Origin of the sequence: Chromobacterium sp. Panama (genome assembly GCF_003052555.1) — a bacterium.
Taxonomy (GTDB): Bacteria; Pseudomonadota; Gammaproteobacteria; order Burkholderiales; family Chromobacteriaceae; genus Chromobacterium.
Map to the genome: position 1 here is coordinate 4,396,807 of NZ_QARX01000001.1, position 21,388 is coordinate 4,418,194.

20 protein-coding genes and 1 tRNA gene are annotated in these 21,388 nt (G+C 66.3%); 9 read left to right on the top strand and 12 right to left on the bottom strand.

All coding sequences use genetic code 11. The features are described 5' to 3' along the window. Positions 1–88: 88 nt before the first annotated feature. Positions 89–1,282, top strand: coding sequence for an EAL domain-containing protein (locus DB032_RS19750; protein ID WP_107800963.1), 1,194 nt, complete (start codon positions 89–91; stop codon positions 1,280–1,282). Between the two features lie 19 nt (positions 1,283–1,301). On the opposite strand, the gene DB032_RS19755 is transcribed toward DB032_RS19750, so the two are convergent. The 5 genes from DB032_RS19755 to DB032_RS19775 form a co-directional block, all read right to left on the bottom strand. Further along, positions 1,302–2,099: a DNA-binding protein gene (locus tag DB032_RS19755; RefSeq protein WP_107800964.1), complete on the bottom strand. Its 798-nt coding sequence runs from the start codon at positions 2,097–2,099 to the stop codon at positions 1,302–1,304. Positions 2,100–2,334: 235 nt separating this feature from the next. Then, positions 2,335–2,916, bottom strand: coding sequence for a BON domain-containing protein (locus DB032_RS19760; RefSeq protein ID WP_107800965.1), 582 nt, complete (start codon positions 2,914–2,916; stop codon positions 2,335–2,337). Then, positions 2,916–3,506: a phosphoheptose isomerase gene (locus DB032_RS19765; RefSeq protein WP_107800966.1), complete on the bottom strand. Its 591-nt coding sequence runs from the start codon at positions 3,504–3,506 to the stop codon at positions 2,916–2,918. The genes DB032_RS19760 and DB032_RS19765 overlap by 1 nt, the downstream gene beginning before the upstream one ends. A gap of 39 nt (positions 3,507–3,545) precedes the next feature. Then, positions 3,546–3,881: a YraN family protein gene (locus DB032_RS19770; RefSeq protein WP_107800967.1), complete on the bottom strand. Its 336-nt coding sequence runs from the start codon at positions 3,879–3,881 to the stop codon at positions 3,546–3,548. Continuing rightward, positions 3,881–4,999 (bottom strand): penicillin-binding protein activator, encoded by a 1,119-nt coding sequence (locus DB032_RS19775; protein ID WP_107800968.1) that lies wholly within the window; start codon positions 4,997–4,999, stop codon positions 3,881–3,883. Before DB032_RS19775 ends, DB032_RS19770 begins: the two co-directional genes overlap by 1 nt. Here DB032_RS19775 and rsmI point away from each other — a divergent pair. Beyond that, positions 4,994–5,890 (top strand): 16S rRNA (cytidine(1402)-2'-O)-methyltransferase, encoded by an 897-nt coding sequence (rsmI, locus tag DB032_RS19780; protein ID WP_199225945.1) that lies wholly within the window; start codon positions 4,994–4,996, stop codon positions 5,888–5,890. The genes DB032_RS19775 and rsmI overlap by 6 nt on opposite strands. Positions 5,891–5,972: 82 nt before the next feature. After that, positions 5,973–6,057 (top strand) — tRNA-Leu (locus DB032_RS19785). Between the two features lie 80 nt (positions 6,058–6,137). Here the strand turns inward: DB032_RS19785 and DB032_RS19790 are convergent. The 3 genes from DB032_RS19790 to DB032_RS19800 all read right to left on the bottom strand — a co-directional run bounded on the left by DB032_RS19790 (position 6,138) and on the right by DB032_RS19800 (position 9,805). After that, positions 6,138–6,698, bottom strand: coding sequence for a DUF2939 domain-containing protein (locus tag DB032_RS19790; RefSeq protein ID WP_107800970.1), 561 nt, complete (start codon positions 6,696–6,698; stop codon positions 6,138–6,140). A 256-nt stretch (positions 6,699–6,954) separates the two neighbouring features. After that, the gene (locus DB032_RS19795) at positions 6,955–9,225 is read right to left on the bottom strand and encodes a TonB-dependent receptor domain-containing protein (RefSeq protein WP_158274377.1); all 2,271 of its coding nucleotides are present in this window, start codon (positions 9,223–9,225) and stop codon (positions 6,955–6,957) included. 109 nt (positions 9,226–9,334) lie between these two features. Beyond that, a complete protein-coding gene (locus DB032_RS19800) occupies positions 9,335–9,805 on the bottom strand; it encodes an Lrp/AsnC family transcriptional regulator (RefSeq protein WP_107800972.1) in 471 nt (156 codons plus the stop codon). Between the two features lie 140 nt (positions 9,806–9,945). Between DB032_RS19800 and kynB the strand changes: the two genes are divergently transcribed. The 6 genes from kynB to DB032_RS19830 all read left to right on the top strand — a co-directional run bounded on the left by kynB (position 9,946) and on the right by DB032_RS19830 (position 17,863). After that, complete coding sequence (gene kynB, locus DB032_RS19805) at positions 9,946–10,599, top strand: arylformamidase (protein ID WP_107800973.1); 654 nt, start codon at positions 9,946–9,948, stop codon at positions 10,597–10,599. Between the two features lie 8 nt (positions 10,600–10,607). Further along, the gene (kynU, locus tag DB032_RS19810; RefSeq protein ID WP_107800974.1) at positions 10,608–11,861 is read left to right on the top strand and encodes a kynureninase; all 1,254 of its coding nucleotides are present in this window, start codon (positions 10,608–10,610) and stop codon (positions 11,859–11,861) included. Positions 11,862–11,998: 137 nt separating this feature from the next. Beyond that, entirely contained in the window at positions 11,999–13,387 is a 1,389-nt protein-coding gene (locus DB032_RS19815) for an amino acid permease (RefSeq protein WP_227105538.1), read from the top strand. A 143-nt stretch (positions 13,388–13,530) separates the two neighbouring features. Beyond that, a complete protein-coding gene (locus DB032_RS19820; RefSeq protein WP_107800976.1) occupies positions 13,531–15,303 on the top strand; it encodes an ABC transporter transmembrane domain-containing protein in 1,773 nt (590 codons plus the stop codon). After that, a complete protein-coding gene (locus tag DB032_RS19825) occupies positions 15,293–17,050 on the top strand; it encodes an ABC transporter ATP-binding protein (RefSeq protein WP_107800977.1) in 1,758 nt (585 codons plus the stop codon). Before DB032_RS19820 ends, DB032_RS19825 begins: the two co-directional genes overlap by 11 nt. Positions 17,051–17,068: 18 nt before the next feature. After that, positions 17,069–17,863: a TatD family hydrolase gene (locus DB032_RS19830; protein ID WP_107800978.1), complete on the top strand. Its 795-nt coding sequence runs from the start codon at positions 17,069–17,071 to the stop codon at positions 17,861–17,863. Between the two features lie 16 nt (positions 17,864–17,879). On the opposite strand, the gene DB032_RS19835 is transcribed toward DB032_RS19830, so the two are convergent. The 4 genes from DB032_RS19835 to tatB form a co-directional block, all read right to left on the bottom strand. Continuing rightward, the gene (locus DB032_RS19835; RefSeq protein ID WP_107800979.1) at positions 17,880–19,511 is read right to left on the bottom strand and encodes a methyl-accepting chemotaxis protein; all 1,632 of its coding nucleotides are present in this window, start codon (positions 19,509–19,511) and stop codon (positions 17,880–17,882) included. A 203-nt stretch (positions 19,512–19,714) separates the two neighbouring features. Further along, positions 19,715–20,068, bottom strand: coding sequence for a DUF2069 domain-containing protein (locus DB032_RS19840; protein WP_107800980.1), 354 nt, complete (start codon positions 20,066–20,068; stop codon positions 19,715–19,717). After that, positions 20,065–20,805 carry a twin-arginine translocase subunit TatC gene (tatC, locus tag DB032_RS19845; protein WP_107802034.1) on the bottom strand — a complete coding sequence of 247 codons (741 nt, stop codon included), beginning with the start codon at positions 20,803–20,805 and terminating at the stop codon, positions 20,065–20,067. The genes DB032_RS19840 and tatC overlap by 4 nt, the downstream gene beginning before the upstream one ends. 72 nt (positions 20,806–20,877) lie before the next feature. Then, positions 20,878–21,378 (bottom strand): Sec-independent protein translocase protein TatB, encoded by a 501-nt coding sequence (tatB, locus tag DB032_RS19850; RefSeq protein WP_107800981.1) that lies wholly within the window; start codon positions 21,376–21,378, stop codon positions 20,878–20,880. Positions 21,379–21,388 lie beyond the last annotated feature (10 nt).

The following is a 21,388-nucleotide window of genomic DNA, read 5'->3' on the forward strand; positions in this document are numbered from 1 at the left end:
TGGCGATGCACTAAACTGGAATGCCGATTGCTTCAGGCAAAAAAACAATACCGGCCGTAGAGTCCGCGCCACGGAGGGCAGCTATTCCATGAAAGAATTCGAGCATGCCGGCTTGAAACTCGGCAGTCACTTCCAGCCTATCTACAGTCTGGCGCATCGCCGCACGATAGGCATGGAAGCTTTGCTGCGCGCCAGACAGGACACGTCCCCGCTGACGCCGGCGGAGGCTTTTTATTCCGTCGTCTCGCCCGAACGCCGCCACCAGCTGGATCTGGCGGTGAGCGAAGCCCATGCCGTCCGTTTCAGCCAGATGCAAAGCGATCATCCCTGCTGGCTGTTTCTCAATATCGACGCCGCGTCTTTGTCACGGCCGGAACGCGCGATGGCGCTGGCCAACGGCATCAAGGCCGCCGGGCTGGACCCCAGCCAGGTGGTGCTGGAAGTGCTGGAACATGTGCTGGAAGTGGACGAGGCCTTGATCGAAGGCGTCAATGTGCTGAAAAGCAGCGGCTTCCTGATCGCCATCGACGACTTCGGCGTCGGCCATTCCAATCTGGACCGCGTCTGCCAGCTGGAGCCGGACCTGGTCAAATTCGACCGCCACCTGCTGCGCGCCGCCGTCCACCAGCCGCGCACCCGCAATCTGCTGGCCAAGCTGGTGCGGCTGATGCACGAAATTGGTGCCTTGGTGGTGGAGGAAGGGATAGAAACCGATCAGGACGTGCTGATCGCGCTGGAATCGGGCTGCGATTTGGTGCAAGGCTATTTCGTCGCCCACCCCAGCGACCAGCCGGATCAGGACCACGTCATCACGCCGCGCATCGACGAACGCTGGGACGAGCTGATGGCGCGCGAGCTGCTCAAGCGCAAACTGACGCGACGCCAGATCGAGCTGGCGCGGCAATCCTTCGTGCAAAGCGCCATCTCGCTGATGCAAGGCACGCCGTTCGATCTGGCCGCCAAGCCCATGCTGGCTCTGCCCGACGTGGTGCGTTGCTTCCTGCTGGACAGCGCCGGACGCCAGATCGGCCGCAACCTGAACAGCCGCCAGCCGCGGGCCGCCGCCAATCCCAAGTTCGCGCCGCTGGTGGACACCACCGGCGCGGTCTGGTCGCGGCGCAGCTACTTTCAACACGCGGTGGATCAGCCCGGCGTGCTGTATATGAGCGAGCCTTATCTGTCCATGACCGACACCCGCTCCTGCGTCACCATCTCGATGGCGATAGAAATCGACGAGATCATGCACGTGCTGTGCGCCGACGTGCTGATTCCCCAGCACTGACGCCAGCCGCGCGCCAGGATCAGCGAAACTTCAGGATGTCCTCAGCCGCGGGCTGCGGCGTGTAGGCGGCCTTCAAGGATTCGTCCTCCTCGCCGGCCTCCGGCGCAGCGCCCGGCTTGGGCGACATCTTGATCCGGGCCACTTCCGCCTTCATCGCGGCGCTGGCGCTGGATTGCAGCAATTCGCCGCGCAGTTTGGCCAGCGCCGTTTCCGCCGCCTGGCCGTCGGCGGCGCTCAGGCGCAACTCGTTCTGAGACCGCAACAACAGGCTTTTCGCCTCGGACAGCTCCCGCTCCAGTTCGCCGACCCGGACCTCGGCCTTGTCCATGCGCTCCCGAAACGCCTCCGCCTGCGGCTGCGCCACCGCCAGGTCCTGCGCCTGCTGCGCGGTCAAGGCCAGGGAGGCCGACAACTGGCGGCGCGTGGCGTCCAGCTCCGCCGCCTGGCGTTCGAAAGCGCCGGCGAGTTCGGCGCGCAGATGATCCAGTTCGGCCCGCTCGCGCTCCCAGGCCGCCTGGGCGGCGCTCAGGCTGTCATTGGCCAGCGCCTTGGCCTGGGTCCAGATCGCCTCCAGCGCGGCCAGCCCCGCCTGGCTGACGCCTTCCGGCACCTCGCCGTCCAGGGCCGCCGCCGTCGCCGGCTGCACCCGTCGCCAGTCTTTCAGCACTACGCTGGCGGCGTCCATGTCCACCCCCGCCAGCTGGCGGACCTGGTCGACGGCAGGGTGCCGCTGGCGGCCGGACTTCTCGTATAGTTCCGTCGCCGCCGCGATGATGCGCTCCCGCGCCTCCGCCGATATCTTGCCCGCCTGGTTCATAAAGCCGCGTCCTCGCCCATCTTTGCCAACTGCGTTGCCGGTACCGCCCGGCCAAAACCGGGCGTCAGAAATTGCGCCGAAACGCGAGGTTTCGGCAGCAAGGCAGATTGCAGCAGAAGCGCCGGCGAGCGGACATAGGATTTTTCCTAAAAAACCCAGGAATTCTCCGCCGCCCCGCCGCCGAACAATGAAAAAGCCCGGCCTAAGCCGGGCTTGTGATCGCGGGACATCCGCCTTACTGCGCGATGTCGTTGATGTATTCGAACAAGGTCACCACTTTCTGCACGCCGGAGGTCTCGCTGACCACCTTGGCCGCCGCCGCGCCTTCCGCCTGGGTCACCATGCCCAGCATGTAGACCACGCCGCGCTCGGTCACCACTTTGACGTTGTTCGGGTTATAGCCCTTGCCGTCCAGCAGACGGGTGCGCACCTTGCTGGTCACCCAGGTGTCGCTGCTGCGCTCGGAGAAGCCGGACGCCGGCGCCACCACGGTGTAGTTGAACACGCGGCGCACATTGGGGATGCCGCGCGCGGTCAGCTCCGCCTGCTGGCGCGCCTGCTCGCTGGGCACTTCGCCGGTCAGCAACACCGCGCGGTTGAAGCTGGTGGTGTTGACGTGGGCGGACGGCAACAGCTTGCCGATCTGGTCGGCGGCTTTCAATTCTATGCCCTGGTCGTCCACATAGGCGCCGCTGGTGCGGCGATCCGTGGCCACCAAGGCGCCGCCGGCCGCGCCCGCCGCCACTACGCCGAAACAACCGCTCAGAGCGCTGCTGAAGCCAGCAGCCAGCAATACCGCGAATACGCGACGCTTCATCATTCACCTCCCAACAACATGTAATCGATGGTGTCGCACAGGGCGTGGACCATCAGGGTGTGCACTTCCTGAATCCGGCAGCGACGCAGCGCCGGCACAATCAGCTGTATGTCTTCCGGCGACAGGATTTCGGCCACCTTGCCGCCGTCCATGCCGGTCAGGGCGATCACGCTCATGCCGCGCTCATGCGCCGCGTAGATGGCCTCGATCACATTGGCGGCGTTGCCGGACGCGGAAATCGCCAGCAGCAGGTCGTTGGTGTGGCCCAAGGCCCTGACCTGTTTGGAAAACACCATGTCGAAATCGTAATCGTTGCCGATCGCGCTCAAGACCGAGCTGTCGGTGGCCAATGAAATCGCCGCCAGGCCCGGACGCTCCTTCTCGAAACGCCCGACCATTTCCGCGGCGAAGTTCTGCGCGTCCGCCGCCGAACCGCCGTTGCCGCAGGTCAAAATCTTGCCTTCGTTCATCAGGCAAGCCACCATCTGTTCCGCCGCCGCGGCTATCGCCGGCGACAACAACTCCATCGCCTCTTGCTTGACGGCGATGCTTTCCAGGAAATGCCCGCTGACGCGGTCAATCAAATCCATGGGACATCCTTATCTTTTAGGGTCGGTCGACCCATCGCACTACATGAAAATATTCTGCAACCACTGTGGCTCCGCCTCGCCCACGGTCAATACCGCGTCAAAACGGCATGGCGCGTCTATTCCCTTTTGGGACAGATAGACCTCGGCGGCCAGCATGAGTTTCCTTTGCTTGGCCGCCCCTATGCTGGCGGCCGCGCCGCCAAAGGCCGCGCTGGCGCGATGGCGCACCTCGATAAACACCCAGTAGCGCCCATCGCGCATGATCAGATCGATTTCGCCGCCGCGGCAGGACCAGTTGCGCTCCACCAGCGTCAGGCCCCGCCTCAGCAGCCAGGCCAGCGCCTTGTCCTCGGCAAGCCGGCCTTGAAGATTCACTACGGCTGCTCCACGCTCAGCACCGCCATCGGCAGCTGGCGCTCGAACAGGCGGTCGCGCCCCAGCCTCAAATCGCCGGTGACGCCGTCCAGCCTCAGGCCCAGCGGCTGCCGCGCGCCCGCCAGCAGCACCGCCAGCCGCCAGGCGTCCACGCCCAGCGCGTACAGGCGCTCGGTCTGCATCGTCAACGCCGCCGCCGGCCGCGGATAGCGTTTCACCGCCGGATGCTCCGGCATCAGGAACCAGGGCATGTCTATCACCCTCACCCCGGCCAGCGCCACCGCGCTGCCGCGGCCGTTGAGCTGGGAGGTGCCGTACACCGGCAGTTCCGGCGCCAGCGCGGCCTTGACGATGCCGGCCTCGTGCGCGTCCAGCGCCATGAACACGGCGTCGGCGCCGGCCGCCGCCTGCAGAATCGCCGGCAGGCTGTCCGGCTTGGCTTCCAGCGCCATCGGGGATTTGCCGCGGCTCAGGCTTCGCCATTCGTCGATGAAGGCCTGGCGCAGCCGCTGCGACAGGCTGTCCGCGCCGAACAGCAGCAAGGGGTTGGCGCGGCCGTCTTCGTACATCAGGCGCGCCACCTGGCGCGCCTCGCCCTCGACGATCAGCGACAGCGAGAACAGCTTGGGATTGGCCGGCACTTCGCGGCCTATCGAGTTCAAAGCCAGCGTAGGCACCGTGACCGCGGGCGCCACCGCGGCGATGGCCCCGCGCGACAGCGGGCCGATCACCACATTGACCCCGCTGGCCAAGGCCTGTTTGTAGCCGGCCACGGCGGTGTCCTCGGACGCCTCGATGGGCACCAGCTCGGCGTTCTGATCCACGCGCGCCGCCGCCTCCACGCCGCTGCGCACCACCGCGGCGGCCTCGCCCAGGGTGGCGGAGCCGGTGGGCAGCAGCAGGCCGACGCGCAGGCGGCCGCCGGCCGGCTGCGGTTTCGCCGCCGTCGCGCTGGCGTCCCGCGGCGCGGTCGCCGGCGCGGCCGGTTTCGGCGCCTGCTGGCCCAACAACTTGAGCGGCGCGGTATTGCTTTGGATGATATAGTCCGGGGTTTGCGCCATTGTCGGCGTCAACCAAGTCATCAAGACGCCAACCAACAGCGGAGTCAGTCTTTGCATACTTCGTTCGCTCATCTGCTTGAATCAGCCAGGGAAAGTTTCTGTCGCGGCACATTATATGTGGTGGCCACGCCCATTGGAAATCTGGCCGACATCAGCGCCCGCGCCTTGGCCGCTTTCAGCGCCGCCGACGTGGTCTGCGCCGAGGACACCCGCGTGACCGGACAGCTGCTGTCCGCCTACGGCATTCACGCCAAACGCCTGGTCAGCCTGCGCGAGCACAATGAGCGCGGCATGGCGGAACAAGTGGTGCGCTGGCTGTCCGAAGACCAGATCGTGGTGCAGGTGTCCGACGCCGGCACGCCGGCGGTGTCCGATCCCGGCGCGCGGCTGGCGGAGGCGGTGCGCGCCGCCGGCCTGCCGGTGCGGCCGGTGCCCGGCTCCAGCGCGGTGATCGCCGCCTTGTCCGCCAGCGGCCTGACCGCGCCGTCCTTCCTGTTCCACGGCTTCTTGCCGCCCAAGAGCGGCGAGCGCCGCAAGACGCTGCGCCAATGGCTGTCCGCGCCGCATCTGACCGTGTGCTACGAGGCGCCGCACCGCATCGTCGACACCCTGCGCGACATCGTCGCGGAGCTGGGCGCGGAGCGCCGGCTGCTGCTGGCGCGCGAGTTGACCAAGACTTTCGAAACCTTCCGCAATCTGCCGGCCCAGGACATGCTGGAGTGGGTGGAGTCCGACTCCAATCAGCAGCGCGGCGAGATCGTGCTGATTCTGGACGCCGCGCCGGCGCGCGAGGACGCCGACGACGCGGTGCCGGAAGACACCGTGCGCGTGCTCAAGCTGCTGACGGCGGAACTGCCCACCAAGCAGGCGGCGTCGCTGACCGCGCAGATCTGCGACGGCAACCGCAAACAGCTCTACGACTTGGCGCTTAAATTGAAGCAGGAGTGAACTGCGGCCAAGCGCCGGGGAAAAAAGGATTTACAAAGCGATTTGCTATCGCTATTATTCTCCTTCTCGGAATGCCGAAGACGCCCGGATGGCGAAATTGGTAGACGCAGGGGATTCAAAATCCCCCGCCGCAAGGTGTGTCGGTTCGAGTCCGACTCTGGGCACCAGCGATTTTGGCAGGCCGAAACATCAAAAACCCCGCACAGCGCGAGCTCTGCGGGTTTTTTGTTGTCTCAAGCAGCCGTTCTTATTCCGGCAGGCGCACCGCCGACAGTTTCCAGCCCAACCAGCCGTCGCGCTTGAACACCAGACCCAGCGACTGTTCGGCTTTGTCTTTCTGCTTGACCGTCACCACGAAACGATCGATGTCTTCATAGCCCATGGCCGTGTCGACGCCGGCGCGCGGCTCGGTCGACGCTGCGCCGCCTCCGCCGGCCGCCGGCTCATCCGCGCCGCCTTGCGGCAGGCCCGGCTTGGGCTTGATCCCTCGCATCATCAAAGCCAGGCTTTCCGGCGTCACCATGGCGTCCACCACCGGGGCGACCACCGCGTCGGCAATGGCCGCGCCCATCGCCGCCAGCGGGTTCTTGTCCTTGGATTGGTTCAGGTCCAGCACCGATTTGGGCACGACGGACTCTTTCAGGCTGTTGCGCAAGGCCGGGTAGTCCACATAGCCGGACAGTTTGGCCGCGTCGCGCGCGTCCAAGGCCTGCTGCATGCCCCGCACCGCCAAATACGGCGTCGCGTAGAACCACGCCCCCAGGGCCACGACCGCCGCGCCCAGCGTCAACTTCATTTTCATGCTCATGTTTATCCCCCTGAATCAAGCGGCCGCCTCATGCGGCTCATAAAGTCTACAGACCGTCGACCGTCGCGCAGATTCCCGCCGGCCGCGGCAAAAAACGCGCGGCCGGCGGCTCAGAGCCTGTTCAACGTCGCGCGAGCCAGAGCGAGACAAGGCGAAAACGAGCGAAAAAGCGGAATGTACGAGGGGTACATGAGCATTTTGAGCTTGTACTCGCCGTGCAACGCTCCACGAAACGCAGCTGACTCTGAACAGGTTCTCAGAAGCGCGCTTCCATCCCCATCCGTATGGTCCGCCCCGGTATCGGCATGCTGATCACGGAACCGGTGTCCACCGCATAGCGGTTGGTCAGGTTGTCCACATTGAAATTCAGATTGACCTGCTTGTTCAGCCGGTACTCGATGAACAGGTCCACCAGCCGCTCGGACGCCAGTTCCAGCACCGGCTGCGCGCCGGTGCCTTTCAGCCACCCGGCCGGATTGGTCTTGCCGGCATGGTATTTCAGGCGGCCGCCCACGGTCAGGTCGCCGTTTAGCCAATGCTTGCCGGCGGAAATCACGTACACGCTCTTGGGCGGGATGCGGGTCGGAATCAGGCTCCAGGCGAAGCCGTTCTGATTGCACACCGCGGCGTCGCGCCGGCTCGCCTGGTTCACCGAGCACACTTCCGGGTCCAGGTAGCGCGTGGCGGCGGCCTCCACGAAGAAGGACGGGCTGTGGTAGTCCACGCCGAACTCGAAGCCGCGCAGCTCCACCTTGTCGTAGTTGAGGAAGGTTAGATTGCCCTGCCACGACGGCATGCCCGGCGTCCGGTCCAGCCAGGCGCTGGAAATATAATCCGCCACCTTGTTGTTGAAATAAGCGGCCTTGAAACCGATGCGTTCCTGATCGCGGAACACATCCTGGAAGCTCGCCTTCAAGCCCAGTTCCAGGTTCAGCGAACGTTCCGGCCGCAAGGGGTTGTACGGGTTGTAGCTGAACACCTCGGAGGAGGTGGTGGTTTCATACAGGCTGGGAGTGCGATAGGCGCGGCCGCCCTTGGCGTAGACATCCAGCCACTTGGCCAGATGCACGTCGACCTGGCCGGTCAAATCCAGCTTGGGCGCGTAATCCGCTTCCAGATTGGTCGCATAGTCGCGCGTGGTCGAACCATGCAGATTCGCGCCCAGGGAGAAGCTGGCCCAGCGATAGGACAGCACGGCGTTGCCGAACAGGCTGCGCTCGTTGCGCACGCCGTTGCGCGAGGCCACCAGCGTCCGCGGCTGCTCGGTGTAGCGGCTGGTGGGCTGGGTGCGCTCCTGCTGGAAGGCCAGGCCGTAGCTCAGGCTCAAGGGCAGCGCCTCCAGTTCCGAGCGGTTGAGCAAATTGAAGCCATGACGCTTGTTGTTGTAGGCATGCATGTACTGATCGCCGTAGGACGCGCCGGGACGGCCGGCCCACAAGCCGTTGTGCTGGTCCAGATCCGCCTCGGTGGCCCACAGGCCCAGGTTCAGGTCGATCAGCTTGTTGTCGCTGGGCGTATAGCTGTAGTTGGCGCTGTAGGCGTGCACGACGGCGCTGCCCAGCGCCCATTGCGGCATGGACTCCACGCCCGGCGGCAGTTCCTGGAAGTTCTTGTCGTTGGAGTTCTTGTACCAGTAGGCGGCCAGCAGTTCGCCGGCCTGCTGGCGGTGGCGGCGGAAGATCAGCTTCAGTCGCTGCGCGTCGTTCAGCGCGAAGCCCAGCTTGGCCAGCAGCGAATCGCTTTCGTAACTGGTGTTCACCACTTCCTGGCCGCGCGACACCACCGCCTCCGGGTAGCCGTCGAAACCGTGGCTGCCGGCGAAGTAATTGCCGGTGCGCCGCTTGCTGTAGGCCAGCAAGGCGTCCAGGCAGGGCTGCCGATAGGCCAGCGCCAGCGTGGCCGAGCCGTTGTTGAAGGTGCGCGGGCTGAGGCCGTTGTTGAGCTGGTAATACACCTGGTCGCGCTCATCGTCCGGCACCCGGGGCGTCTTGTTGTTGTTGTACACGCTGCCCTTCAGCAGCACGCCGAAATCCTTGCCGGGGCGCAGCACGTCCTCGACGCCCAAGGTGCGCATCTGCACCAGGCCTCCGATCGCGCCGCTGGAGAAGGCGCCGTTGCTGGCGCCCTCCTCCACGCTGACCTTGCTGATCAGGTCCGAATCGATATAGGTGCGGTCGCTGGTGCCCTGGTAGCCGCGGGCGGTGTGGGTGGATTGCAGGCTGCCGTCTATCAAGACCGGCACCCGGCCTTCGCCTTGCAGGCCGCGGATGCCCAGATCGATGGCGCCGGCTTCGTTGCGGATATTGTTGACCTGCACGCTGGGCAGGCCGGAGAAGATGTCGGCGTTGCCGGTGCCGCGCGCGCGGCGCAATTGCTCCGCGTCCAGCACCTCGCCATGCGAGAGCGCGGCTTTGCGCTCGGCGTTGACGTGGACGGTTTCCATTTGCGGCGCGGGTTCGGCGGCCAGCAGGGTTTGCGGATGGGCTGCCGACAATAACAGGCAGGCGGAAAGGCTCCGGTATTTCATGGCGTGGGTGGGGTGGGGTTCAGGAGCGCCGAAGTTAATGCTAATGATTCTCATTAACAACGGTAATTATACCAAGCCCCTCTCCGCGCCGGCCCCACCCGGCACGCGGCTATTTACCGTCCAGCGGCACTTGCCAGCGCTGATCCTTGAGCGTGCGCATCACAATATAGGAGCAGATGTCGCGCATGCCGGGAATGCGGTTCAGCCGCTCCACGATGAAGCCGCTGAAGGCGGCCAGATTGCGGCAACGGACATGCAGCACGTAGTTGCTGGGACCGGCGACGATGTAGGCGGCGGCGATTTCCTCAAACTGCCGGATGCGCTCCATGAAGTCTTCATGCCAGTCTTCGCGCGCCCGATCCAGCGTCACGTGGACGATGGCCTCCAGCTCGTAGCCGAGCAGGGCCGGGTCCAGTTGGGCGTGATAGCCGCGGATCAGTCCCTGGCTTTCCAGCGCGCGCACCCGCCGCAGACAGGCGGACGGAGACAGGGCCACCTGGTCGGCCAGATCCTGATTGCTGAGCCTGGCGTTGTGCTGCAATGCGGAAAGAATCCGGCAATCTATCGCGTCAAGCTGCATTTGCAATTTCCCATCGTTATCTGTCTGCTCCGCTGCAGTTCCTGCGAAAAGCATGCCATTAGCAAGACCAACTTGCAATTTCTGGCGGATGCCTTGGTGCTAGCATGATTCCAGGCTTCTTACCGCTCAGGAACCGTTCCATGTTGCTCGATATCAGCCCCCCGCTGCGCGCCGGCCTGCCGGTCTGGCCCGGCGACACCGCCTTCGACGCCAGCCCCGCCTGGCAGCTGGACGCTCACTGTCCGGTCAATGTGGCGCGGCTGACGCTGTCGCCTCACAGCGGCGCGCACGCCGACGCGCCGGCTCACTTCCAGGCCGCCGGCCAGGGCATAGGCCAGGTGGCGCTGGACGCCTATCTGGGGCCGTGCCGGCTGATCCATTGCCTGTCCCCCGGCCCGCTGATCCGGCTGGAGCAGATCCGCGCGCGGCTTGAGGCCCGGCCCGGCCCGCTGCCCCCGCGGCTGCTGATCCGCAGTTACGCGCGCTATCCGCTGGAGGCCTGGGACGCGGACTTCCCCGGCGTGGAGGCCGCCGCCATCGACTGGCTTGGCGGCCAGGGCGTGCGGCTGATAGGCGTGGACACCGCCTCGCTGGACCCGATGGACAGCAAGACCATGGACGCCCATCACGCCACCGCCCGCCAGCGCATGGCCATCCTGGAACAGCTGCTGCTGGATCACGCGCCGGAGGGCGATTACGAGTTGATCGCGCTGCCGCTGAAGTTGATGAACCTGGACGCCAGCCCGGTGCGCGCCGTGCTGCGGCCCTTGCCCGTTTCCACCCCTCTCGTGTAGGACCCGCCATGAAACACACTCGCGAAGCTTGTCTCATCGCCGATCAGCAAGACCCGCTGGCCGGCTTCCGCCAGCGGTTCGATCTGCCGGCCAACACTTTCTATCTGGACGGCAACTCACTGGGCGTGCTGCCCAAGGGCGCGCTGGAGCGCAGCCGGCAGGTGATCACCGGCGAATGGGGCCATGATCTGATCCGCAGCTGGAACACCGCCGGCTGGTTCGACATGCCGACGCGTCTGGGCGACAAGCTGGCGCCGCTCTTGGGCGCCGGCCCCGGCGAAACCGTGGTCACCGACACCACCTCGCTGAATCTGTTCAAGGCGCTGGCGGCGGCCCTGCGCATCCAGCGGCAAGCGCATCCGCAACGCAAGGTGATCCTGTCCGAGCGCGACAACTTCCCCACCGATCTCTACATGATCCAGGGCATGATCGAATTCCTGCAGCAGGGCTATGAATTGCGTCTGATCGACGAGGCGCTGCCACTGGAACAGGCGCTGGACGAGGACGTGGCGGTGCTGCTGCTGTCCCACGTCAATTACCGCACCGGTTATTTGTACGATATGGCCGCGGTCACCCGCAGCGCCCATCAGCGCGGCGCGCTGGCGATCTGGGACCTGGCGCACTCGGCCGGCGCGCTGCAAGTGGACCTGAACGGCGCGGACGCCGATTTCGCCGTGGGCTGCACCTACAAATACCTGAACGGCGGACCGGGCTCGCCCGCCTTCATCTGGGTGGCCCCGCGCCATCAGAACGCTTTCTGGCAGCCCTTGTCCGGCTGGTGGGGCCACGCCAAGCCCTTCGAGATGGCGGCCGACTACGCGCCGGCCCAGGGCATACGCCGCTTCCTGTGCGGCACCCAGCCCATCGTGTCGCTGGCCTTGGTGGAATGCGGTCTGGACGTGGCGCGCCAGGTGGATGCCCAGCAGCTGCGCGCCAAATCGCTGGCGCTGACCGATCTCTTCATCGAGCTGGTGGAACAGCGCTGCGGCGGCCACCCGCTGACCCTAATCACCCCGCGCGAGCACGCGCGCCGCGGCAGCCACGTCAGCTTCCGCCATCCGCAAGGCTTCGCGGTGATGCAGGCCTTGATCGCCAACGGCGTCATCGGCGATTACCGCGAGCCGGAAGTGCTGCGCTTCGGCATCACTCCGCTCTACCTGAGCCATGCCGACATCTGGGACTCGGTGGAAATCCTGCGCGAGATTCTGGACAGCGGCAGCTGGGATAAACCGGAGTTCCACCGCCGCGGCGCGGTGACCTGAGCCCAGAACGGCGCGACGGCCCCTGCCGCCTCGCCTCCACAGAGCCGCCGCCCGCGATAGCTACGCGGCCGGCGGCTCTACAGCGCAAGGGACGTCAGATCCCGCCAGACCGCGCTGCATAGACAGAGGAGAACATCATGAGCAGTTTCCAGGACATCAAGGATAGGGAACAGGGCCTGCAGCGCCGGCTCAGCGCCGGGCAGATGAGCATGATCGCCATCGGCGGCGCCATCGGCACCGGTCTGTTCCTAGGCAGCAAGTTCGCCATCGGCTTCGCCGGCCCCAGCGTGGTGCTCAGTTACGCCATAGGCGGCCTGATCACCCTGTTGCTGATGGGCTGCCTGGCGGAGATGACGGTGGCGCACGCCACTTCCGGCTCCTTCGGCGCCTACGCCGAGCACTACGTCAGCCCGCTGGCCGGCTTCCTGGTGCGCTACAGCTATTGGGCCTGCGTGGTGCTGGCGGTGGGCACCGAAATCACCGCCGTGGCCGAATACATGCGCTACTGGTTTCCCGACACCCCGCCCTGGATCTGGATTCTGCTGTTCTCCAGCGCGCTGATCGGCGTCAACGCCACCAGCGTCAAGGCCTTCGGCACGGTGGAGTACTGGTTCTCCACCATCAAGATCTTCGCCATCGTCGCCTTCATCCTGATGGGCTGCTATGTGGTGTGGGGCAGCGGCAACCCCGCTTACGGCGCGCGCAACTTCAGCGCCGACGGCGGCTTCTTCCCCAACGGGGTCTGGGGCATGTGGGTGGCGGTGGTGATCTCCATCTTCAGTTATCTGAGCGTGGAGATGATCGCGGTGGCCGCCGGCGAGGCGGAAAACCCGGAACAGGCTGTGCGCCAGGCGTTCCGCGCCACCATCGCGCGGCTGGTGGTGTTCTATCTGCTGTCCTTGAGCCTGATCATCGCCATCGTGCCCTGGGGCCGGATCGGCGCCGGCAACAGCCCCTTCGTCACCGTGATGCAGGTGCTGAACATCCCCTACGCCGCCGGCATTCTCAACTTCGTGGTGGTGGTGGCCGCGCTGTCGGCGATGAACAGCCAGCTCTACATCACCACCCGCATGATGTTCAGCCTGTCCCGCGCCGGCGACGCACCGATCGGGCTGGGCAAGCTGAACCAGCGCGGCATCCCGGTCAACGCGCTCCTGCTGTCCACCAGCGGCATCGCGCTGGCGGCGGTGCTGTACGTCTTGTTTCCGCAACAGGCGTTCACGCTGATGATCGCGCTGTCGATGTTCGGCGCGCTGTTCACCTGGCTGATGATTTTCTACACCCATCTGCGTTTCCGCCGCCATCACGATCAGGCCGGCGGCCTGGATCTGCCGTTCAAGATGCGCCTGTTTCCCTACACCACGCTGGCCGGCCTGGTGTTGATGCTGGCGATCATGATCACCACCGCCTTCACCGAGGTGTTCCGGCTGACCCTGGTCTTCGGCCTGCCCTTCCTGCTGCTGCTGGTCGTGCTATTCCACACCGTGCGCAAGCCGCGGCCCAAGCCGGCGGCGCAACAGGGCTAGACCGTCATACGAGGGCCCGCCCGAGAGCCGCTTCAGGATCCGCCGCGCTTCGCGCGATACGGGCTTGAAGCGGTTCTGACACCGCGATCGGATTCGGCATAGAATATTCGGCTCGCACCCAATCCGGATAATCCGCCCCCGCCATGTCACGCCCGTCCGCTCTCGCCCCCGGCGCCAGCCTGTCCGCGCTGCTGCGCGACTTCGTCCTCCGTCATTGGCCTTACTATCTGCGCGCGGCGCTGATGCTGGCCGCCGTGGCGGTGCTCACCGTGCTGATTCCGCGCCAGATCGGAGAAATCGTCGACCTGCTGGCCAAGGGCCAGCTCGGCGCCCCGCAACTCATGCGCGAGCTGGGCTGGCTGCTGCTCTTCGGCGTGGTGATCTATCTGCTGCGCGCCGGCTGGCGGCTGCAGCTCTTCGCCGCCGCCTACCAACTGGGCGTGGAATTGCGCACCCGGCTGTATCAGCGGCTGAGCCGCCAGGGGCCGGGCTTCTACCATCACCAGCGCACCGGCGATCTGATGGCGCGCGCCACCAACGATATCGACGCGGTGGAAATGGCCGCCGGCGAGGCGATGCTGGCCGGCTTCGACGGCAGCCTGACCCTGGTGATGGTGCTGGCGATGATGACCTTGGGCATAGACTGGCGGCTGGCCGCCGCCGCACTGCTGCCCTTCCCGCTGATGGCCTTCGCCTTCTGGCGCATCACCCGCCGCGTGCACCAGGCCTGGGCCGGCTCGCTGCAAAGCTTCAGCCGGCTCAACGACCACGTGCAGGAAACGCTGAGCGGAGTGCGCACGCTGCGCACCCTGGGCCTGGAGGAACGCAATAGCCGCGAGCTGGCCGGCCTGGCCGCCTCCGCCGCCGACAACAGCCTGGAGGCGCAACGCTGGGAGGCGGCGTTCGAACCGGTGGTGGGGCTGACCCTGAGCACCGCGGCGGCGGCCACGCTGGGCATCGGCGGCTATCTGGTGTGGCAGCAACAGCTGACCATAGGCGCGCTGACCAGCTTCAGCATGTATCTGGGCCAGCTGATCTGGCCGATGTTCGCCGCCGGCTGGGTGCTGTCGCTGCTGGAACGCGGCCGCGCCGGCTGGAACCGGCTGGAGCCGGTGCTGAGCGCGCCCGAGTCCGTGGACGACAGCGGCGTCAACGCCACGGAGCCGGCCGGCGAACTGCGCTGGCGCGACCTGAACTTCACTTATCCGGGGCAAAGCGCGCCGGCCTTGCGCGCGATCGATCTGCGCCTGGGCCGCGGCCAGACCCTGGGCATCGTCGGCCCCACCGGCAGCGGCAAATCCACGCTGCTGCGCCTGCTGCTGCGCCAGTACCCGCTGCCGGCCGGCAGCGTCAGCTGGAACGGCGTGCCGCTGGAGGAATACAAGATGGACGCCTTGCGCGCGGCGATCAGCTGGGTGCCGCAGGAGTCCTTTCTGTTCTCCGCCTCGGTGGCCGACAATATCGCGCTGACGCGCCCGGACGCCGCCGAACGCGAGATCGAACGCGTGGCGCGGCTGGCGGCGGTGCACGAGGACATCCTGCGCCTGGCCCAGGGCTACGCCACCCCGGTGGGCGAAAAAGGCGTGGCCTTGTCCGGCGGCCAGCGCCAACGGCTGGCCATCGCCCGCGCCTTGCTGGCGGACGCGCCGCTGCTGCTGCTGGACGACGCCTTGTCCGCGGTGGACACCCAGACCGAAACCCAGATTCTGCAACATCTGCGCGAAGCGCGCCGCGGCCGCAGCGTGATCATCGCCAGCCACCGGCTGTCCGCGGTGGCGGACGCCGACCACATCGTCGTGCTGCAGCACGGCGGCATCGCCGAAGCCGGCAGCCACGAGGCGCTGCTGCAATTGAACGGCTGGTACGCCAGCCAGTGGCGCTATCAACAACTGGAGGCCAGCCTGGATGAAATCTGATCAATCCGCGATCAACCGCAGCCGGGCAGTGGCCCTGCTGCGTCACTCCGCCGCGCCGGAAAAGCGCCATGTGCTGTGGGGCACGCTGTGGCTGATCGCCGCCGCGCTGATGGAGGCGCTGTCGCCGCTGCTGGGCAAGGTGTTCATCGACCGCTATCTGCTGCCGCGCGCGCCGCAATGGCTGGAAATGGGCCTGCTGCTGCTCGCCTGTCTGATGGCCGGCTACGCCGCGTCCAGCCTGCGCTATCTGCAGCTGGTGCGCCTGTCCGGCGTGGCGATGCGCTCGGTGCAGAGACTTCGCGAACAGGTTTACCGCCACGTGATCCGGCTGCCGATGGCCTTTTTCGACAAGGCGATCACCGGCCAACTGGTCAGCCGCGTCACCAACGACACCGAATCGGTGAAGGCCTTGTACGTGCAGGTGCTGTTCGTGATGCTGGACAGCAGCATCGTGGTCATCGGGGTGATGGCGGCGATGGCCTGGCTGGACTGGCGGCTGATGCTGCTGGCGGCGCTGCTGCTGCCGGCGATGCTGGCCATCGTCTGGCTCTACCAGCGCTGGAGCGCGCCGTCGGTGACGCGCGCCCGCGCGCTGCGCAGCGACATCAACGCCCAGATGGCCGAATCCATCTCCGGCATGAGCGTGTTGCAGGCCGCCAACGCCACCGGCCGCTTCGCCGCGCGTTTCGATCAGGCCAACCACAATTACTACCGGGCGCGGATCGCGGAGTTGAGCGCCAACGCCTGGCTACTGCGTCCGGCGCTGGACCTGCTGAAAGTGCTGTTGCTGGCCGGGGTGATCTACAGCTTCAGCCAGCGGCCGCTGGGCGCGCTGCAGATCGGCGTGCTCTACGCCTTCATCAGCTATATCGGCCGCATGGTGGATCCGCTGATCCAGATCACCATGCAGTTCAGCCAGCTGCAGCAGGCGGTGGTGGCGGCGGCGCGGGTGGACGCGCTGCTGCAGGAGCCGGCGGCGGCGGCCGGCCACGGCCAGGGCCGCATCGAGCGGGGCGCGGTCAGCTTCCGCCGGGTGAGCTTCGGCTATCAGCCTGAGCGGCCGGTATTGCCCGATCTTTCGCTGGAGATTCCGGCCGGCGGCTTCATCGGCATCGTCGGCCACACCGGCAGCGGCAAATCCACGCTGCTGTCGCTGCTGCTGCGCTTCTACGCGCCGCAAGGCGGCGAGATCTTGATCGACGAGCAGCCGCTGGCCGCCTTCGACGACGCCGCCTTCCGCGACGGCGTCGGCCTGGTGCCGCAGGAGCCCTTTCTGCTGGCCGCCAGCGCGCGCGACAATATCGCCATGGGCCGGCCGTTGACGCAGCAGCAGATCGAGGACGCCGCGCGCGCGGCCGGCGCGCACGATCTGATCCTGGCCCTGGAGCAGGGCTACGACACCGATATGGGCGAGAGCGGCTCGCGGCTGTCCAGCGGCCAGAAGCAGCTGATCGCCATCGCCCGCGCGCTGGCGGGCAAGCCGCGCATCCTGCTGCTGGACGAGGCCACCTCCCACATCGACAGCGAAACCGAACAACTGGTGCAAGGAGCGCTGGAACAGCTGCGCGGCCAGATCACCCTGATCTCCATCGCCCACCGGCTGTCCACCATCCGCGACGCCGACCGCATCATCGTGCTCAACCACGGCCAGATCGCCGAAACCGGCAATCACGAGGCCTTGATGACCGAGGGCGGCATCTACCAACGGCTATACTTGCTGCAGCAATTGCAGCCGGAAGCCGGCTGAGCGAACGACGAATCCGCCATGCACCGTTTCCCCGCCCTGCCCGCGCCCGGCGCGCTGATCGACACCCACTGCCATCTGGACGCGCCGGAATTGGCGCCGATGCTGTCCGCCGTGCTGGAGCGCGCGCGCGCCGCCGGCGTCGGCCAGATCCTGGTGCCGGCGGTGCGCGCCGACACCTTCGACGCGGCCGCCGCCATGCGCCGCGATCACGGCTGCTGGATAGGCTTCGGCCTGCATCCCATCTATCTGGAACGGCATCTGGACGAGCATCTGGAGCAGCTGGAGCGCGCGCTGCGCGAACAGCGGCCGGAGGCGGTGGGAGAGATAGGCCTGGACTTCTATCTGCCGGAGCTGGATCCGGCGCGGCAGGAGGCCTTGTTCGTCGAACAGCTGAAGCTGGCGCGCAAATACGCGCTGCCGGTGGTGCTGCACGTGCGCCGATCAGTGGACCGCGTGCTCAAGCATCTGCGCGAGCAGCGCGTCGAGCGGGGCATCGCCCACGCCTTCAACGGCAGCCCGCAGCAAGCGGACGCGATGCTGCGCCAGGGCATGAAGCTGGGCTTCGGCGGCGCGATGACCTACTCCGGCTCCCAGCGCATCCGCCGGCTGGCGGCCACGCTGCCGCTGTCCGGCCTGGTGCTGGAAACCGACGCGCCGGACATCCGCCCCGAGTTCGCCCAGGACCGGCCCAACGAGCCGGCCCATCTGGCCGCCTTCAGCGCGCAGCTGGCCGAGCTGCGCGGCCTGCCGGAGACGGCGCTGCGCCAGGCCTTGTACCGCAATAGCCTGGAGGCGCTGGGCATCGCCGGCTGAGATGAAGCCCCTTCCCTCAGGTGCGGAAGCGCCTGAGATTGGAGTCCAAATCCACCGACAACTGCTGCAGTTCCTGCGATAGCTGGCTGGCCTGGCCGGAGGCCTTGGCGGTGCTCTCGTTCATCTGCGCCATCTGCTCCACATTGCCCGCCACCAGCTGGCTGGCGTGGCTTTGCTCCTTGATCGCGTTGGCGATGTCGGTGATGCGTTCCACCGAGTGCTGGGACAGCTGATGGATTTCACGCAGCGACTCGGCCACGCTGGAGGTGCTGCTGACGCCGCTCTCGATGCGGGCGTTGGCCTGCTGCATGCTCTGGTAGGCGCGCTGGGTATCGGTCTGCACCCCTTCGATATGGGTGGAAATCTCGGTGGTGGCCTGGCTGGTGCGCTCGGCCAGCTTGCGCACCTCGTCCGCCACCACCGCGAAACCGCGGCCCATCTCCCCGGCCCGCGCCGCCTCGATCGCCGCGTTCAGCGCCAAGAGATTGGTCTGCTCGGCGATATCGCGGATCACCCGCACGATGTCGCCGATATCGCTGGAACGCTGATTGAGCTGCCCCATCACCGTGGAGGTTTCGGTAATGCCGCTGGCGATCAGCTGGATCTCGCTGGCGGCTTTTTCCGCCAGGCCGTTGCCGCGATCCGCCTGCGCCATGGTCTGGCGCGCCTGGCCCTCCACGTCGCGGGTATTGTCCGCCACCAGATTGATGCTGACCGACATCTGCTCGATCGCCGCCGCGCCGCTGGCGGCGGATTCCGCCTGATTGGCCGCGGCGCCGGACACCTGGGAGCTGACGTCCGCCATCTGGCCCGAGGCGCTGGCCAGTTGCGTGGCGTGGCCCTGGGCTTCCTGCACCAGCCGGCGCACGGTGCCGACCAGCGAGGCCAGCGATTCGCCGACGCTGCCCAGCTCATTGCGGCCGAAGTCCGGCAGTTCCAGGTTCAGATCGCAGGTTTGCGCCAGTTGCTGCGCGGAATCCCGCATCTGCAGCAAGGGCACGCGGATGGAGCGGATGATGTACCAGGACACCACCAGGCTGGCCAGCAGGCCGACCGCCACCGTGGCCAGCAACTGGCTGCGCACCGCGTCCGCGGAGGCGTCGATCTGGCCGCGCAGCCCCGCCACCGCGTCGGAAGCGCCCTTGGCCAGTTTGGCCGAGACCTCTTCCATCTGGTGGATGCTGCCCTTGTACTGGCCAAACGCCTTGTTGGCGTCGCTGGTGCTGGCCAGTTCCTGCTTGTCCACCTTGGCGCCCACCGTCTTGAAGCCGTCGGCGTAGCTGTTGAGCAGTCCGTCCAGCGTCGTCAGCTGCTGGGCGGCGTCGCCGTTCAGCGGATGGGTGCCGGCGCTCTTGATCGCCGCGTGCGCGCCGTCCAGCGTCTTGCTCCATTTCCCGCTGTACTCGCTCCGCTTGGCGGCGTCGCCCAGATTGATGAAATAGTCCTTCTCGAAACGCCGCAGATTGCCCATATGCTGCTGCAACTCCACCACGTCGCGGTAAAAGGCCAGTTCATGAGTGCTGACATCCTCCACCCGGCTGGAAATGCTGCCCAACCCCATGAAGGCCAGCAAGCTGGTCACCGCCAGCGCCACCAGCAACAAGGCGAAACCCAGGGTGATCCGGGCCGCAATCGTCATATTCCGCATTTACACACTCCCCAACCAAACTATGTTTTTTTTGGATTCCCGCCGATTCAAGTCCGCGGTTTCGCCGCGATGGTAAACCAAGCCGTTCACGGTTTTCACCGCATGACTCCGGCAAGTTTCACACTCTGCGCCCGGCATGCGCGGCGGACGCAAAAAAAGCCGTCAGCATGAGCTGACGGCTTCCTTTTGGCTGCGCGCGAGGTCTACTGCGGCTGACGCGACAACTTGAAGGTTCTGGCAAAGCCCAATACACAGACGAAGAATAGTCCGCTTAAGAAGATTTCGCCCCATGCAAGTTGTTGCGACAGGCCGCGATCCGCCCAACCGCGCATCACGCCCTCGGTGAAATAAGCCAGGATGAACATGCTGGCCCATTGATAGGTGTACAGGCGCTGGGCCAGGATGCCGCGCAGCGGCAGCAGCAGCACCGCCGCCTTGAGCGCCAGCAGCGAGCCGCCCGGACGCAGCGGCGCCAGCCACAGCTCCCAGGCCAGGCACAGCAGGATCAGGGCGATCAGCGACGCCGACGCGCCGTAATGCCAGGCGTTTCGATTCATGAACCATCCTCCAGCAAAGGGCGCTCCTTCTTGCGGCCCAGGAACACCGCCAACAGAATGCCCGCCTCGTACAACAGCCACAGCGGCACCGCCAGCAGGGTTTGCGACAGCACGTCCGGCGGCGTGACGACGGCGGCCACCACGAAGGCGCCGACGATCACGTAAGGCCGGCCCTGGCGCAGTTTTTCCACCGACACCACGCCCATGCGCACCAGCAGGATCACCACCACCGGCACCTCGAAGGTGACGCCGAAGGCCATGAACATGCCGAGCACGAAGGACAGGTATTTATCGATGTCGGTCATCATGCTGACCCCGACCGGCGTCACCGCCGACATGAAGCCGAACACCACGGGGAAGACCAGGAAGTAGGCGAAAGCCATGCCGGTGAGGAACAGCAACAGGCTGGCCACCACCAGGGGCAGCACCAGCCGTTTCTCATGGTGGTAGAGCCCGGGCGCGACAAAGGCCCAGATCTGGTACAGGGTATTGGGCAGCGAGATCAGGAAGGCCACCAGCATGGTCACCTTGACCGGTACGAAGAACGGCGCGGTGACGTCGGTGGCGATCATGTTCGCCCCCTTAGGCAACGCGTCCAGCAGCGGCTTGGCCAGCAGATGGTAGATGTCCCCGGACCAATGGAACAGGCCGAGAAACACCAGCGCGACGCCGAGCAGCGCCCGTACCAGACGGGTGCGCAACTCGATCAGATGCGCGAGCAAGGGTTGTTCATTCATGCGCGGGATGTCCAATGGATTCAGGAACGGCCGGAGCGGGCGCCAGTCCCGCCCGGCCGGGTGCGGCCAAGCTCAACGCGGCGATGGCGGATCGGCCGGCTGGGGAGCCGGCGCCGCCGGCGGCAAGTCGTCGAACAGGTCCAGCTGGTTCTCGTCCTTGACCGGCGCCGCCTCGGCCTGCGCCTCGACGTCGGCCGGAAGCGGGTCCAGCAGATCCGGCTGCAGGCCGCCGTGGATGAGATTGGCCGCCTCTTCCACCGGCGCGCGCGCCTCGTCCGCCAGGGAACGCAGTTCGGCGCTGTTCTGCTCCATCGCCTCGCGCACGCCCCGCACTTCGGAGTCGAGCTGGCCTTTGAACGACTGCGCCGCGTCCTCGATGTCCTGCCGCAATTCGTTCAGGCCGGTCAGATTGGCCTGCTGCTGGATGTCGGACTTCACCGTGGCCACGAAACGCTGGGCGCGGCCCACCAGCGCGCCCAGGGTGCGCGCCACCGTGGGCAGGCGCTCCGGCCCCAAGACCACCAGGGCCACCACGCCTATCAACAGGATTTCGCCAAAGCTGATTTCAAACACGCTTGAGCCG

Bases quoted from the DNA above. Each gene is read 5' to 3' on its own strand.
- DB032_RS19750 (WP_107800963.1), top strand. From the start codon at position 89: ATGAAAGAATTCGAGCATGCCGGCTTGAAACTCGGCAGTCACTTCCAG.
- DB032_RS19755 (WP_107800964.1), bottom strand. From the start codon at position 2,099: ATGAACCAGGCGGGCAAGATATCGGCGGAGGCGCGGGAGCGCATCATC.
- DB032_RS19760 (WP_107800965.1), bottom strand. From the start codon at position 2,916: ATGAAGCGTCGCGTATTCGCGGTATTGCTGGCTGCTGGCTTCAGCAGC.
- DB032_RS19765 (WP_107800966.1), bottom strand. From the start codon at position 3,506: ATGGATTTGATTGACCGCGTCAGCGGGCATTTCCTGGAAAGCATCGCC.
- DB032_RS19775 (WP_107800968.1), bottom strand. From the start codon at position 4,999: ATGCAAAGACTGACTCCGCTGTTGGTTGGCGTCTTGATGACTTGGTTG.
- DB032_RS19790 (WP_107800970.1), bottom strand. From the start codon at position 6,698: ATGAGCATGAAAATGAAGTTGACGCTGGGCGCGGCGGTCGTGGCCCTG.
- DB032_RS19795 (WP_158274377.1), bottom strand. From the start codon at position 9,225: ATGAAATACCGGAGCCTTTCCGCCTGCCTGTTATTGTCGGCAGCCCAT.
- DB032_RS19800 (WP_107800972.1), bottom strand. From the start codon at position 9,805: ATGCAGCTTGACGCGATAGATTGCCGGATTCTTTCCGCATTGCAGCAC.
- kynB (WP_107800973.1), top strand. From the start codon at position 9,946: ATGTTGCTCGATATCAGCCCCCCGCTGCGCGCCGGCCTGCCGGTCTGG.
- kynU (WP_107800974.1), top strand. From the start codon at position 10,608: ATGAAACACACTCGCGAAGCTTGTCTCATCGCCGATCAGCAAGACCCG.
- DB032_RS19815 (WP_227105538.1), top strand. From the start codon at position 11,999: ATGAGCAGTTTCCAGGACATCAAGGATAGGGAACAGGGCCTGCAGCGC.
- DB032_RS19820 (WP_107800976.1), top strand. From the start codon at position 13,531: ATGTCACGCCCGTCCGCTCTCGCCCCCGGCGCCAGCCTGTCCGCGCTG.
- DB032_RS19825 (WP_107800977.1), top strand. From the start codon at position 15,293: ATGAAATCTGATCAATCCGCGATCAACCGCAGCCGGGCAGTGGCCCTG.
- DB032_RS19830 (WP_107800978.1), top strand. From the start codon at position 17,069: ATGCACCGTTTCCCCGCCCTGCCCGCGCCCGGCGCGCTGATCGACACC.
- DB032_RS19835 (WP_107800979.1), bottom strand. From the start codon at position 19,511: ATGCGGAATATGACGATTGCGGCCCGGATCACCCTGGGTTTCGCCTTG.
- DB032_RS19840 (WP_107800980.1), bottom strand. From the start codon at position 20,068: ATGAATCGAAACGCCTGGCATTACGGCGCGTCGGCGTCGCTGATCGCC.
- tatC (WP_107802034.1), bottom strand. From the start codon at position 20,805: ATGAATGAACAACCCTTGCTCGCGCATCTGATCGAGTTGCGCACCCGT.